The sequence below is a fragment of the Clostridium sp. ZBS2 genome, assembly GCF_023845855.1.
GTDB lineage: Bacteria > Bacillota > Clostridia > Clostridiales > Clostridiaceae > Clostridium > Clostridium aquiflavi.
The window spans coordinates 79614-94819 of record NZ_JAMQIF010000016.1 but is presented as its reverse complement, the minus strand read 5'-3'; the positions used below and the strand labels follow the sequence as shown (position 1 = coordinate 94819).

At 27.0% G+C, this 15206-nt stretch carries 12 protein-coding genes; 10 read left to right on the top strand and 2 right to left on the bottom strand.

Annotation, left to right across the window (positions count from 1 at the left end):
• Nucleotides 1-123 precede the first annotated feature (123 nt).
• Nucleotides 124-672, top strand: coding sequence for a GNAT family N-acetyltransferase (locus NG918_RS09805; protein WP_252213498.1), 549 nt, complete (start codon nt 124-126; stop codon nt 670-672).
• Between the two features lie 441 nt (nt 673-1113).
• Entirely contained in the window at nt 1114-2196 is a 1083-nt protein-coding gene (locus NG918_RS09800; RefSeq protein WP_252225922.1) for an alpha/beta fold hydrolase, read from the top strand.
• Nucleotides 2197-2292: 96 nt separating this feature from the next.
• Here NG918_RS09800 and NG918_RS09795 read toward each other — a convergent pair whose 3' ends face one another.
• A complete protein-coding gene (locus tag NG918_RS09795; RefSeq protein WP_252213500.1) occupies nt 2293-3480 on the bottom strand; it encodes an AI-2E family transporter in 1188 nt (395 codons plus the stop codon).
• 108 nt (nt 3481-3588) lie between these two features.
• A complete protein-coding gene (gene cls / locus NG918_RS09790) occupies nt 3589-5016 on the bottom strand; it encodes a cardiolipin synthase (protein ID WP_252213501.1) in 1428 nt (475 codons plus the stop codon).
• Nucleotides 5017-5546: 530 nt separating this feature from the next.
• On the opposite strand from cls, the gene NG918_RS09785 reads away from it, so the two are divergent.
• The 8 genes from NG918_RS09785 (at nt 5547) to pfkB (ending at nt 15202) form a co-directional block, all read left to right on the top strand.
• Nucleotides 5547-6038 (top strand): NADH-quinone oxidoreductase subunit NuoE family protein, encoded by a 492-nt coding sequence (locus tag NG918_RS09785; protein ID WP_252213502.1) that lies wholly within the window; start codon nt 5547-5549, stop codon nt 6036-6038.
• Nucleotides 6028-7908 (top strand): NADH-quinone oxidoreductase subunit NuoF, encoded by a 1881-nt coding sequence (locus NG918_RS09780; protein WP_252213503.1) that lies wholly within the window; start codon nt 6028-6030, stop codon nt 7906-7908. Before NG918_RS09785 ends, NG918_RS09780 begins: the two co-directional genes overlap by 11 nt.
• A 42-nt stretch (nt 7909-7950) precedes the next feature.
• Entirely contained in the window at nt 7951-9648 is a 1698-nt protein-coding gene (locus tag NG918_RS09775) for a [FeFe] hydrogenase, group A (RefSeq protein WP_252213504.1), read from the top strand.
• Between the two features lie 474 nt (nt 9649-10122).
• Nucleotides 10123-10668 (top strand): histidine phosphatase family protein, encoded by a 546-nt coding sequence (locus NG918_RS09770; RefSeq protein WP_252213505.1) that lies wholly within the window; start codon nt 10123-10125, stop codon nt 10666-10668.
• 198 nt (nt 10669-10866) lie between these two features.
• A complete protein-coding gene (locus NG918_RS09765; RefSeq protein ID WP_252225913.1) occupies nt 10867-12225 on the top strand; it encodes an MATE family efflux transporter in 1359 nt (452 codons plus the stop codon).
• Between the two features lie 181 nt (nt 12226-12406).
• Complete coding sequence (locus tag NG918_RS09760; RefSeq protein WP_252225911.1) at nt 12407-13102, top strand: PHP domain-containing protein; 696 nt, start codon at nt 12407-12409, stop codon at nt 13100-13102.
• Nucleotides 13103-13551: 449 nt separating this feature from the next.
• Nucleotides 13552-14307, top strand: a complete 756-nt coding sequence (locus NG918_RS09755; protein ID WP_252225909.1) for a DeoR/GlpR family DNA-binding transcription regulator — start codon at nt 13552-13554, stop codon at nt 14305-14307.
• Nucleotides 14300-15202 carry a 1-phosphofructokinase gene (gene pfkB, locus NG918_RS09750; protein WP_252213513.1) on the top strand — a complete coding sequence of 301 codons (903 nt, stop codon included), beginning with the start codon at nt 14300-14302 and terminating at the stop codon, nt 15200-15202. The genes NG918_RS09755 and pfkB overlap by 8 nt, the downstream gene beginning before the upstream one ends.
• Nucleotides 15203-15206: the final 4 nt, after the last annotated feature.

The following is a 15206-nucleotide window of genomic DNA, read 5'->3' as shown; positions in this document are numbered from 1 at the left end:
TTTTAGTATTCCTAAGTTTAATTACTTCGTCCACTTCGCTTATTCATATATTAACATATATTTAAAATATAGTTATAATTAAAATAAGATATGGTATTTTTGAATTTATTGGAGGAGAAATTTATGTTTAAGAATTTAGAAAGAATTGAAAAGGATGATTTTGAGAGCTTTTTTTGCTTATTAGATAAGTCCTTTCCTAATATAGAAAGAAGAAGCAGAGAAGGTCAAAAAGAAATTTTTGATGATGATTTATATAAAGTATATGGAGTCAAAGACCATAGTGGAAATGTTGTTGGATTTATAGCAACATGGGAATTTGAGAAGTTTAATTTTATAGAACATTTTGCAGTAGATAGAATCTTAAGAGGTAAAGGTATGGGAACTCACTTGCTAAAAGAATATATAAATAATTCGAACAAGCCTATTTATCTAGAGGTGGAATTTCCTAATGATGATATATGTATACGTAGAATTGAATTTTATAAAAGATTAGGCTTTAAATTAAATGAGTTTGATTATATACAGCTACCATTACAAATAGGAAATGAATTATTACCATTAAAGATAATGACATACCCATCTAAAGTAAGTAATGATGAATTTATTTACTTTAGAAAAAATGTTTATGATAAGGTATATAAACAAAGTCAATCTTCTGACTTTGAACTTTAATTATAGATAAAATTATATAAATTAGAATAATAGTACTATTAACTTAGATTATCTGAAAAAATAATACTCTATTTAATATANNTATATTAAATAGAGTATTATGTATATTGAGAAGATTGTTATGATATTTTAATTATTGACTTATATTTTAATTATATACATATAAAAAATAAAAAAATGTAATTTTAAACAAAAAATAATATGTTAAATATAGTGTAATTAACTATTAGAATAAACTTCAATACATAATTTTACATGGAAAGTAAAATTATCAAAATAAATAAAATTTTCTATTAATTTATAATTTAAAATATAAATTAAATATGAAAGTCACAAATATTTATTTTGATATTGTTAAATATAAAAATTCAGTTTACAATTAAAGTAATCGATTACATAAATAGTTATAACTAAAAATAATTAGTGAAAAGGAGAATTTTAATGTGCAAAAATATTAAAAAAACGATTGCTATTTTTACTATGGTGGTGTTAATGACTCTATGTTTTGAATTGCCATATCAACATGTTTTTGCTTTTGATAAAGCTTCACTAGAAAGTATCTATGTATTAGAAGAAGACTATGAAGAAAAAATGAAGAACGTAGTAGAACCATATATTGATGACATAAAAGAGACAGGCTTTGTACAAGGACAAGAAGGCGTTGATATATATTATGAGATGTATAAATTAAATGACTCAAAAGCTAATGTTGTAATAAGTCATGGATTTTCAGAATCATTAGAAAAATATAATGAAATGATTTATTATTTTCTAAATCAAGGATATTCGGTTTTTGGAATAGAACATAGGGGACATGGAAGGTCAGGTTCTCTTGGAGTTAAAGATAAGAGTCAAATAAATGTAAAAGATTTTGAACATTATGTTTTAGATCTAAAAGAATTAATGGATGATGTAGTTATGCCTAATTCTAATGATAAAGAAGTATTTTTGTTTGCACATTCAATGGGGGGTGGAATAGGAAGCAAATTTTTAGAAGAATATCCAGAATATTTTGATGCTGTAGTATTAACTTCACCTATGTTAGAAATTAATACTGGCAAAGTACCATCAAGTATAGCTAAATTAATAGCTAATACAAGTGTAGCATTATCATTTGGTGATAAATATATTGCTGGACAAGGTAAATATGATGACACGTATAGTTTGAAAAATTCTGATACATCATCAGATGCTAGATGTAGATATTATCATAATATAGTAAGCAATGATGAAGATCTACAAAGAGGTGGAGCTTCATATAATTGGCTTCAAGCATCAATATATGCTACTAAAGAAATTACAGATAAAGACAATGCATCAAAGGTTGAAATTCCTGTAATGTTAATGCAAGCTGATAAAGATGATTTTGTAAAATCAGGTGGACAAAACAAATTTGCAAAATATGCTCAAAATTGTGATAAGGTATTTTTTGAAGGATCTAAGCATGGAATATTTAGAGAAAAAGATGAAATATTAAAAGAATATTTAAATGACCTATTCACATTCTATGAAGAAAATTTATAATAAAAATTCTATCTGTTTTAAGATGTAGTTGATAGTATGAAATAAAGAAAAAAAGATATCTAGAAAATCTAAGATATCTTTTTTTCTTTAAAATCATTATTTTACTTTTAAGTTTTCTTTTTTCATATAATTTGTGTACCAATTATTAAATAAAACTTTAAATGAAGCAGCTAAAGGTACTGCAAGTAACATTCCAAAGAGTCCACCAATATTTCCACCTATTAATATTGCAAGCATTGTAAATACAGCATGCAATCCTACGCTATTCCCAACTATTTTAGGTGCTAAAAGATTATTATCTATTTGTTGAACAATAATCATAGCAATAATAGCATAAACTATTTTTATAGGTGTACCACTTAATAAGCCCATTATGGCAGCTAAAATAGTACCAACTATTGGACCTACATAAGGAATAAGATTTGATAATCCAACTATTATACCTATAACAAAAGCGTAATCTATTCCAACAATAGATAAAGCTATTGCTGATAAGATTCCTACGAAGAATGCTTCTAGCAATTGGCCACGAATAAACTTTCCAAAAACCTCATGTATTGTTGAAAATACGTAATTTATTTTCTTACCAACTTTACTATTTCTGAAGATTAAGTAATAAAGTTTATTCCAAAGATTAATAAAATATTCATGATCTTTTAAAAGGTAAATACTAATAACTAATGCAATAAAGAAAGTAGCAACTCCACTTCCTATAGATACTGCAAAAGAAGCCATTTTCCCCATATTATTTGTAATATAATTTTGAATAAAGTTAACTACTACTACTATATGATCTTCTATAGCATTTAAAAAAGGTAAATTTAAATTTTCTAATGCTAAACTGATTGATGAATTAGAAAATGAATGTGTACTTAAATAAATAGATATATATTCTACTATATTAGAAATACTAATATTTTTAGATAATTGTCCACCAATCATAAAATAAATACCACAAAGAAGTCCTAATATTATTCCTATTATTGCTAGGTAAGAAAAAATAATGCTTAGTGCACGGTAAGTGCCTTTATTTTTTATCTTATATATCTTATTATTTTTTAGAAAATTTTCTATACCTTTAGTAAGAGGAAATAAAATATATGTAATTAAAATAGCTATTAACAAAGGTTTTATTAATGAAAGTATTTTCTCTATAACATGAAAAGTAGTTCCTAAAATGTTACCTATATTAAAAAGAATTGCAAAGGCAATATATATAGTAACAGCTGTAATAGTAATGTATAATCCATATTTAAATAATTTTTTATCAATATCAATTTTCATTTTGAGTCACCTTTCTAAAGTTTATGTATTTTATTACAGTATAATAAAATATAGTGTAACATAAAATTTAGAAAAAATAATAAAAAAATAATTAAAATTTTATTATTATTAAAGAATAGGTGATATTAATCTAGAAATAGATTCTAATATTTTAATTAGATGTCCTCTATTTTCATATTCTTTAAGCGTTAATAGTGTACATACATTTTGGTCTTTTAAAAATATATCTTCATAGTCTTTTGCTATTTTAGAGTCATAAATTATAGCATTAATTTCAAAATTAAGTTTAAAGCTTCTTATATCTAAATTAGCAGTACCAATGCTACATACTGAACTGTCTGAAACAATAGTTTTAGAATGAATAAAGCCATTTTTGTATTTATAAAATTTAATACCAGATTTAATAAGATTGCCTATTGAGGCACTTAGAGCCCAACTCATAAAAAAGTAATCAGCTTTATTTGGAACCATTATTCTTACATCAACGCCAGAAAATGCTGAAATTTTTAAAGCTTCTATCATAGGATGATCAAGCACTAAATAAGGTGTTTGTATAAAGAGAGTTTTTTTTGCATTTGTTATAATTTTTAAATAAGAATTTCTTATGTATTCCTCCATATTATCTGGACCAGAAGAGACTATTTGTATACCCACATTTCCTTTTGAAGAAAATGTGATTTTTTTTAATTGTATATCGTAAATATCTTCTTTTGCAGCATATTCCCAATCAAGAGCAAATCTTTTATTTAATTCTAATGCAGCAGCACCTATAATTTTTATATGAGTGTCTCTCCAAAAAGAAAATTGTTTTCCTTTATTTATATATTCATCACCAACATTAAAACCACCGACATAACCTGTATCTCCATCAATAACTACTATTTTTCTGTGATTTCTATAATTCAGACGTGGATTTATATATGGAGCTATATTAGGAAAAAAAACTGAAAATTTTATTCCGCAAGATTTAATATATTTTATGTGCTTTTTTGTTAATGATTTAGATCCCATACCATCAACTAATAATCTAACTTCAATACCTTCATTAATTTTTTCTTTTAATAATTCTATTAATTTAGAGCCTAGAGTATCAAATCTAAAAATATAGTATTCAATATTTATAAAGGATTTAGCATTTTTAATATCGCACATTAAATCTTTAAATTTATTTTCTCCATTAATGTAGGTTTTTACTTCGTTTTCTTTTGTATAAATACTATCATTAGCATAAAAATTCATTTTTATAAGATCTATATATTCTTCAGCAACTTCATTATGCAAATCTTTATTTAAATCAGCTAATAATTTTTTAATCTTTTTTTTATCAATGACAGCTTTTTTGCTGAAAATCTTTTTTTTAGATATGTTTTGTCCAAAACATAAATAAAGCATAAATCCTAAAAAGGGAAAAATAAAAAGGATTAAAAGCCATGCCCAAATAGTTGTTGTATCTCTTTTTTCAATAAATACTAAAGAGACTGCACATATAGAATTAATTATGAAAAGAATTAATGTTAAAATTAAATATATATTCATATACTTCACCTATTTTAATTGAATTTTAATATGTCTTTTAAAGTAGAATTATCTTATAACTAAAATTAAATCTTTATAATATATTTTTCTTATAACTAGTTTTTTATACTTAAATTATGTAATTGATTTTAAATAATAATATAAATTGAAGATTATAGACAGAATTTTAAGACATATGATTATTTAGTTTTGAAAACAATCAATTTTATATTCAAAGAAGACAAAAAATAAACTACTTTTTTCGTTTATTTTTTTTAATAATTACATTAATTTAATATGTAAGAAATAATAAAAATATCTTACAAATAAGTGAAATATGTGTTTTAATATATATAAGAATATAAATAAATATCATAGTATATAATATACGCATGAATGATAGTCATTTAAAGAAGGTGGTATTAAAAAATAAAAAAATAATATATTATTTTGTTAATAAAAGTGATTATATATTATAAATATGTACAAGCATATTATAATAAATCATTTTTTATTTTTATAATAATTTATAATATATGGGGGTGGGACAAGTGATATTAAAAGAAGAGGAAATGAAAGAATTAGATACCATTTTAGCTTCTCATAATTATCAAAAGTCGTCAGTTATTGCTATAATGCAAGAAGTTCAAAAACAATATCGTTATTTGCCAAAGGAAGCACTATGTTATATTGCAAAACACTTAAAAATAAGTGAAGCAAAAATATATGGTGTTGCAACTTTCTATGAAAATTTTTCATTACAACCTAAAGGAAAATACGTAATAAAAATTTGTGATGGAACTGCATGTCATGTAAGGGGATCTATACCTATATTAGAAGAATTCAGAAAATTATTAGGACTTTCAGAAAGTAAAGTTACAACAGATGATATGATTTTTACAGTTGAAACTGTATCTTGTCTAGGCGCATGTGGGTTAGCACCGGTCTGTACTGTAAACGATGTAGTACATCCTAGTATGACTAAGCAAAAGGCTAGAGACATAATAAAACAGTTAAAGGAGGAAGCATCTAATGAGAATTAACACTAGGGAAGAGTTGAACTCTTCAATAGAAAAATGTAAGTTAGCTTTAGGTAAACAATCTAAACAAATATTAATTTGTGGTGGAACTGGTTGTGTAGCTAGTGGTTCTTTAAAAATCTATGATAGATTAAAAGAGTTAATAGAACAAAGAGGACTTGAAGTTACTATCTCATTAGAAGAAGAACCTCATGATGATAGTATTGGTTTAAAGAAGAGCGGATGTCATGGATTTTGTGAAATGGGTCCACTTTTAAGAATAGAACCTGAAGGAATATTATATATAAAAGTTAAATTAGAAGATTGTGAAGAAATTGTTGAAAGAAGCATAATTTCCAATGAAGTAATAGAACATCTTATTTATAAAAATGAAGAGAAAAGCTATAGCAAGCAAGAAGAAATTCCTTTTTATGCAAGACAAACACGTGTTGCATTAGAACATTGTGGACATATAAATGCAGAGTCTATTGAAGAATATCTAGCAGCTGACGGATATACTGCTGTTGCGAAAGCACTTTTTGATATGACACCTGAGGAAGTTGTAGATGAAATATCAGAATCTTATCTTCGTGGAAGAGGAGGCGGTGGTTTCCAAACAGGAAGAAAATGGTCTCAAGTATTACAACAAGCTGAAAAACAAAAATATATAGTATGTAATGGTGATGAAGGTGATCCAGGAGCATTTATGGATAGAAGTATGATGGAAGGCGATCCTCATAGAGTAATTGAAGGAATGCTTATAGCTGGAATTGCAACAAAAGCAAATTATGGTTATATATATGTTCGTGCTGAGTATCCACTTGCAGTTAAAAGATTGCAAATGGCTATAGATCAAGCTACTAAAGTGGGACTTTTAGGAAAGAATATTTTAAATTCTGGATTTGATTTTGACTTACATATAAGTCAAGGAGCAGGAGCATTCGTTTGTGGTGAGGGAAGTGCTCTTACAGCGTCAATAGAAGGAAATAGAGGTATGCCAAGAGTTAAACCACCTAGAACTGTTGAAAAGGGATTATTTGAAAAACCAACTGTATTAAATAATGTTGAAACATTTTGTAATGTTCCAAGCATCATTAATAAAGGTTCAAAGTGGTATAAGAGTATTGGTACTGAAAAGAATTATGGAACTAAGGCTTTTGCACTTACTGGAAATGTAAAACACACAGGTTTAATAGAAGTTCCTATGGGAACAAAATTAAAAGAGGTAATATTTGATATTGGTGGTGGAGTAAAAGAAGGAAAGTTTAAAGCAGTTCAAATTGGAGGACCATCTGGTGGATGTCTTTGCGTAGGCGAAAATCATTTAGAATTACCACTAGATTTTGATTCACTTAAAAAAGTTGGAGCCATGATTGGTAGTGGTGGATTAGTTGTAATGAATGATAAAAGTTGTATGGTAGAGGTAGCTCGTTTCTTTATGAATTTTACTCAAAATGAATCTTGTGGTAAATGTATACCTTGTAGAGAAGGTACAAAAAGAATGTTAGAAATTTTAACTGACATTGTAGAAGGAAGAGGTACATTAGAACACCTAGATATGTTGGAAGAATTATCAGATACTATATCTGCGACAGCGCTTTGTGGTCTTGGTAAGAGTGCATCTTTGCCAGTAAAGAGTACTTTGAAATACTTTAGAGAAGAATATATAGCTCATGTTGTAGATAAAAAATGCCCAGGCGGAGTATGTAAATCTTTAATGTCTTATGAAATAGATAAGGATAAATGTAAAGGCTGTTCTAAATGTGCTAGAATGTGTCCAGCAGGAGCTATTAAAGGAGAAATAAAAAAACCTTATACCATTGATCAATCAAAATGTATAAAATGTGGTGCTTGTATGGATGGATGTGCATTTAAAGCAATCCAGTTAGTTTAATAGCTCACAACGTATGAATTAGTGAAAGGAAGGTATAAACTTATGTCAAAATATATGATAATTGATGGTAACAGGGTAGAATTTGATAAGGAAAAAAATATTTTAGATTTAGTAAGAAAAGCGGGAATTGACTTACCTACATTTTGTTATTATTCTGATCTATCTATTTATGGAGCTTGTAGAATGTGTGTGGTTGAAGATGAATGGGGAGGAATTATAGCTTCTTGCTCTACGCCACCTAAGGATAAAATGTCAATTAAGACTAATACGCCTAAACTTCATAAGCATCGTAAGATGATATTAGAACTTTTATTGGCATCACATTGCAGAGATTGCACTGTGTGTGAAAAGAGTGGAAAATGTAGACTTCAAGAATTAGCTTTGCGCTTTGGAGTGAAGACTATTAGATTTAAAAATAAAAATGAAAAAATTGAATTAGATACTTCATCTAAATCAATAGTTCGTGATCCAAGTAAGTGTATATTATGTGGAGATTGCGTTAGAATGTGTAATGAAATACAAAATGTTGGAGCAATTGATTTTGCATATCGTGGTTCTAATATGGTTGTTAGTCCGGCATTTGGTAAATGTTTAGGAGAAACAGATTGTGTAAATTGTGGACAATGTGCTAATGTATGTCCAACAGGAGCTATTGTTGTAAAGAGCGATATAAAGCCAGTTTGGAAAGCGCTATATAATCCTAAACAAAGAGTTGTAGCTCAAGTTGCACCAGCAGTAAGAGTTGCTTTAGGTGAAGAATTTGGAATAAAACCTGGAGAAAACGTTATGGACAATATAGTTGCTGCAATGAGAAAATTAGGATTTGATGAAATATATGATACTTCATTAACAGCTGATATGACAATAATAGAAGAATCTAATGAATTTTTACAAAAATTAGAATCGGGAGATGATAAACTTCCTTTATTTACTTCTTGCTGTCCAGCTTGGGTAAGATATGTGGAAACTAAACATCCAGAACTTATGAAGTATGTTTCTACATGTAAGTCACCTATGCAAATGTTTGGATCAGTAATAAAAGAGTATTTTAAAGAAAAAGATGCTTTAGATGAAAAAGAAACTATATCAGTAGCTGTTATGCCATGCACTGCTAAGAAAGCAGAAGCAGCTAGAGAAGAATTTATAAGAAATGGAATTAAGGATATTGATTATGTAATTACAACAACAGAACTATGTAAGATGATTAACGAAGCTGGACTTCAATTTGATAAGATTGAACCAGAATCTTCAGATATGCCATTTTCTTTATACTCAGGAGCAGGTGTTATATTTGGAGTTACAGGTGGTGTAACAGAAGCTGTAATCCGTGGGGTAGTTGAAGATAAGAGCTCAAAGGCTTTAAAAGAAATAGAATTTATTGGTGTTCGTGGAATGGAAGGTGTAAAGGTTTGTGAAGTTCCATTTGGAGAAAAGAATCTGCGTATAGGAGTAGTCAGTGGACTTGCTAATGCAGAAAACCTAATTGATAAGATTCAAAATGGAGAAGAACAGTTTGATTTTGTTGAAGTTATGGCTTGCCCAGGAGGATGTGTAGCTGGAGCAGGACAACCTTTTAGTTTAAAAGAAGGAAAGAAAGAAAGAGCTAAAGGTCTTTATAAAGTAGATAAGGTTACGCAAATAAAGAGAAGTCAAGAGAATCCGGTACTAATATCTTTATATAATGGACTATTAAAGGAACGTTCAAAAGAACTATTACATGTTCATTATAAATATGACTAGGAAATAAATAGTTAATATATTTTATGGTGAAAATTTATATTTTTAATTTTATTATTTTGAGTGTGTGTGTTTCAAATATATTTGGAACACTTTTTTTTGCTTTATTTTAAGGATATGTTTTATCAAAATGCTTATATATGTATAAGCAAAGTGAACAGAGTAATTGAACTTATGAATGCCCAAAATAAATATATTTATATAAATATTATTAAATAATACTTAAAAATATATGAACTATTAAACAGTTAAAAAAAATTGCTGTATAATAGACTATAAATTTTAACACATTGGGGAAATATTAATAAATAGTATGAAGAAAGGTTAATATTTTATGTTGATCTTATAGAAGTATTTAGATTAATGCTTAGCATTAAGTTGATATAAGTATATTTTATTGATGGAATTAAATATAGTACATAAATTATATAGTATACTAAAGTTAATTTATGTAATTAAGTTGGTGGAGGTATAGGAATGAGAATAGGACTTGTAAGACATTTTAAAGTTAATTATAAAAGAAAATTTCTTATGACATCAAAAGAGTTTAAGGATTGGGAAACTGCTTACAATACTAGTGATGTTATAAGAAATGATGTAGAACTTCAAGGAATAGCTTGGGATAAATGTTATAGTAGTACTTTAAGTAGAGCAATAACAACTGCCAAAGATATATATTTTAAAGAAATAGTTCAAAATGATTTAATAAGGGAAGTTCCAATAAGTCCATTGTTTAAAAGTAATTTAAAGTTACCATATTGGTTCTGGGCAATAAGTGCAAGGTTTGCATGGTATTTTAATCATTCTTCTCAAGAGGAATTAAAAACACAAACTGAATTAAATGCTAAAAATTTTCTTGATTTTTTAGAAGAAAAAGTAAAAGAAGAAGGATCACAGAATATTTTAATAGTCACTCATGGATTTTTCATGTATACTCTTCAAAAGGAATTGAGGAAAAGAGGATTTAAAGGCAAAATGATACATACACCTCAGAATGGTAATTTATACTTATATAAAAGATAAATAAGTATACTAGAGTTTTGATTATTTTATATTTATATTGATTAATGATATTAAGGGATGTAATATAAAACATGGCAATGATTTGTTTAAATTTTGCCATGTTTTGTGTCGTATAAATATTGTGTTTTAAAATAATATTTATACAATAGAAATAAATGCAACAACAAGAAGGATTTTTGTGAAGGGAAAGGAGAAAAAATGAGTAGCATAAACACATTAGAGAGGACAACTGAAAGAACAACATCGTTATTTAAATTGACATGGCCTATTTTTATAGAACTTATTTTGCAGATGCTTGTAAGTAACGTGGATCAACTTATGTTAAGCAGAGTATCAGAAAATTCTGTTGCTGCTGTAGGAAATGTAAATCAGATTATGAATTTCTTACTTATTACTTTTAGTATTATTACTATGGCAACAACAATACTTGTATCTCAATACTTAGGTGCAAAAAATTATGGAAAGGTTTCCGAAATATATTCTGTAGCTGTATTTTCTAACTTAGTATTTAGTATTTTAATAAGCATATTGTTATTATGTTTCAATGGTATATTTTTTAAGTGGCTAAGAATGCCAAGTGAGCTGCTTATAGATGCTAAAACATATATAAGTATAATTGGTGGAGGAATATTTTTACAAGCTATATTTATGACTTATTCAGCAATATTAAGAAGTAACAGTTTAATGAAACAAGGAATGTATGTTTCTGCAATAGTAAATATAGTTAATATATTAGGAAACTTTCTTTTTATAAGTGGTGCATTTGGGATACCAAAGCTTGGAGTAGAAGGAGTTGCTATATCAAGTGTATTAAGCAGACTTATAGGAGTTATAGTTATAATATACATATTTAAACAAAATATAAAACAAAAAGTATCATTAAAACACTTAAATCCATTTCCTAAAGAAATATTTAAAAAGTTAATGATGATTGGTCTTCCATCTGGAGGTGAATCAGTATCATATAATTTTTCACAAATGGTGATATTAACATTTATAAATATGATGGGTACAAGCTCTGTTGCAACAAAAGCATATGTTGGAATATTGGTTTGGTTTTCTTTCATATATGGATCAGCAGTATCGCAAGCGAATCAAATAAGAGTTGGGTATCTTATTGGTGCTAATAAGGAAGATGAAGCCTATAAGAAAGTTTTGGAGACATTAAGACCAGCAGCATTTATTTCAGTAGGGGTTTCAATAGTGTTATTTATATTTAGTGATAATTTGCTTGGTATATTTACATCTAATCCTGAAATCTTAAAATTAGGAAAACAAGTTTTATTTATAGATGTATTATTGGAGTTTGGAAGATCCTTTAATCTTGTAATAATAAGAGGTATGCAGGCAGCTGGTGATATTAAATATCCTATATTTATAGGAGTTTTATCAATGTGGATTGTAGCAACAGGACTTTCTTATGTTTTCGGAATAGTTTTAGGATTAGGACTTAGAGGGATATGGATTGCAATGATGTGTGATGAATGTTTAAGAGGATTAATTTTCTACATAAGATGGAGAAGAGGGACTTGGAGATCTAAGAGTGTTGTAAATTAAGTCTAGATTAAGTATTATGTGTAATATATTTGATTTTTAAGGTTATCTTACACCATCTAGCTTTAATTATGCATATGTCAACATGACCTTAAAGAATAACCTGATATGAAAATAATAAATAACTATTATATTATAAATTTCATACAATAAAATGTGGTATAACATTTTAAAGGAGTTACAGATGTATAAAAAAGGAGATTTTCATATTCACTCAACATCTTCAGATGGTGGTTATACCCCAAAACAAGTTGTTAATTTTGCTAAAAAAAGAGGTGTTGATATAATTTCTTTAACAGATCATAACAATACTTGTGGTATAGATGAATCTATATTAGAGGGGGAAAGAATAGGAGTTAAAGTAATTCCAGGAGTTGAACTTTCAACTAAACATAAAAATGGAAGTAGAGTTCATATTTTAGGATATTTTAAAGATGAGAGTTATAAAGATGAACTTCTTGTTAAGATTTTAAAAGATGTGAAAAATCATAAGATAAATAATATAAAAAAAGTATTAGGAAGATATATAGAAATCAATAAAGGCGATGGATTATCGGTTGATAATGGAATTAAAATATTAAAATTTTTTGGAGCGACAGTTGTACTTGCGCATCCAGTACTTATCAATAGAAATGATTTTAAAGAAATTATAAAATTAGATTTTGATGGATTAGAGGCTAAGTATTTTAGCAATACAGATGAAGATACAAAATATTTTTTGGAAGTAGCTAAAAATAAGAACATTCTTTATACAGCAGGATCAGATTTTCATAATCATAATGAGTTTTATAGAGCACATGGGCTTATAGGTGATGTATATTTAAATGAAAATGAAATATATAATTTTCTTACAAAAGGAGGGTTGTATCCATACATTTGACTAAATTATCCTTAGGTACTACTGCGATTTTTACAAAGCTTTAGTTTTAATAAAAGGGATGTATCAAAATTTGATACATCCCTTTTTATATAAAAAATTATATATAACATTTGAGGATTTAAATTCAAACTATTATCTCTAAACTTTTAAATAACAAGGTATGGTTTGGTAAATTTTTTTTATGGAATAGTATGATTAGTTTTGAAATATTTGTTAAAAATGATATTATATTATGAGTGAATATAAAAATAGTTATATAAATATGGCTGAAAATGAATAGAGTTGGATCAAAAACAGTTATAAACGATCAAAACCATGTAATAATTATACTTTAAAAACATATTTTAGTTAAAAATATAAATGTTTTTGATTGATTTTAAATTAATTTGAACTAAAATGATTGATTTTTAAAAACAAATAGTTTATTATAAAGATATGGAGTGGTGAGAATGTTTACAGAAGAAAGATACAATATAATACTTCAAGAACTAAAAACAAAAGGAATAATTTCAGTTGTTGAACTAGTTAAATTACTAGATGCTTCTGAATCTACAATAAGAAGAGATTTAAATAATCTTCATAATGAAGGATTGATTAAAAAAATTCATGGAGGAGCAACATTAATAAGTGAAGGTACAGCAAAACATGATTATAAAGTAAATGTTAGAAAATCATTAAATGCAGATGAGAAAATTGAAATAGCAAGATATGCAGCTAATTTAATAGAAGATAGAGAGTTAATTTACTTAGATGCTGGTACAACAACAGAAGCTTTAATATCATTTATAGAAGCAAAAGATATAACTGTTGTTACAAATGCTATAGTTCATGCAAAAAAATTATTAGAAAAAAACATAAAAACTTTAATGTTGGGTGGAGAATTAAAAGCTGTTACTGAAGCAATTGTTGGACCTATAACTGTAGAAGATTTAAAAAAATATAATTTTACAAAAGGTTTTTTTGGTACAAATGGTGTAAGTAATAAAAATGGATATACAACGCCGGATGTAAATGAGGCTATGGTAAAAGCAGAGGCGATAAAAAGATGCAATAAAGCATTTGTTTTATGCGATGAATCGAAATTAGATGAGGTTAGTTTTATAACTTTTGGGACAATAAAAGATGCAACATTAATTACAAGCAGAATAAAAAATTTAGATATTATATATGATACTAATGTAATAGAGGTGAGTAAAAATGATTAATACAATAACTCTTAATCCTTCATTGGATTATATAGTAAAAGTTGATAATTTTAAAGTTGATTCATTAAATAGAAGTAATGATGAAGAAGTTTATGCAGGAGGAAAAGGAATAAATGTTTCTATAGTCTTAAATAATTTAGGTATAGAGAATACGGCATTAGGCTATGTTGCAGGCTTTACAGGAAATGAAATAGAAAGACAAGTTAAAAATCACGGTGTTGATTGTGACTTTATAAAATTAAAAAATGGTTTATCAAGAATTAACGTAAAGCTAAAAAGTAATGGAGAAACAGAAATAAACGGAGCAGGTCCAGAAATTACAAATGATGATTTAAATAAATTATATGAAAAACTTTCTGATTTAGAAGAAGGAGATTATTTAATATTGTCAGGTAGTATACCAAACAGCGTTCCTGATGATATATATCAAAATATAATGAAGAACCTATTGGAAAAGAATGTAGAATTTATAGTTGATGCAACTAAAGATTTACTTTTAAAGGTACTAAAGTATAAGCCATTTTTAATAAAACCTAATCATCATGAATTGGCTGAAATGTTTAATGTTGAGCTAAAAAATGATGAAGACATAATAACTTATGGTAAAAAGCTTCAAGAAATGGGAGCTAAAAATGTATTGATTTCAATGGCTGGAGAAGGAGCAATTTTATTACCTGAAAATGGACAACCCATAAAAAGAGAGGTGCCAAAAGGAATATTGAAAAATTCAGTAGGAGCTGGAGACTCTATGGTAGCAGGATTTTTAGCAGGATATATTAAAAATAATGATATAAAAGAAGCATTTAAAATGGGAATTGCAACAGGTAGTGCAAGCGCATTTTCTGATGAATTAGCAACAAAAGAAGAAGTAGAAAAACTATTATCTAAAATGTAAAAAT

Coding starts and splice junctions, on each gene's coding strand:
- NG918_RS09805 (WP_252213498.1), top strand. CDS start 124: ATGTTTAAGAATTTAGAAAGAATTGAAAAGGATGATTTTGAGAGCTTT.
- NG918_RS09800 (WP_252225922.1), top strand. CDS start 1,114: ATGTGCAAAAATATTAAAAAAACGATTGCTATTTTTACTATGGTGGTG.
- NG918_RS09795 (WP_252213500.1), bottom strand. CDS start 3,480: ATGAAAATTGATATTGATAAAAAATTATTTAAATATGGATTATACATT.
- cls (WP_252213501.1), bottom strand. CDS start 5,016: ATGAATATATATTTAATTTTAACATTAATTCTTTTCATAATTAATTCT.
- NG918_RS09780 (WP_252213503.1), top strand. CDS start 6,028: ATGAGAATTAACACTAGGGAAGAGTTGAACTCTTCAATAGAAAAATGT.
- NG918_RS09775 (WP_252213504.1), top strand. CDS start 7,951: ATGTCAAAATATATGATAATTGATGGTAACAGGGTAGAATTTGATAAG.
- NG918_RS09770 (WP_252213505.1), top strand. CDS start 10,123: ATGAGAATAGGACTTGTAAGACATTTTAAAGTTAATTATAAAAGAAAA.
- NG918_RS09765 (WP_252225913.1), top strand. CDS start 10,867: ATGAGTAGCATAAACACATTAGAGAGGACAACTGAAAGAACAACATCG.
- NG918_RS09760 (WP_252225911.1), top strand. CDS start 12,407: ATGTATAAAAAAGGAGATTTTCATATTCACTCAACATCTTCAGATGGT.
- NG918_RS09755 (WP_252225909.1), top strand. CDS start 13,552: ATGTTTACAGAAGAAAGATACAATATAATACTTCAAGAACTAAAAACA.
- pfkB (WP_252213513.1), top strand. CDS start 14,300: ATGATTAATACAATAACTCTTAATCCTTCATTGGATTATATAGTAAAA.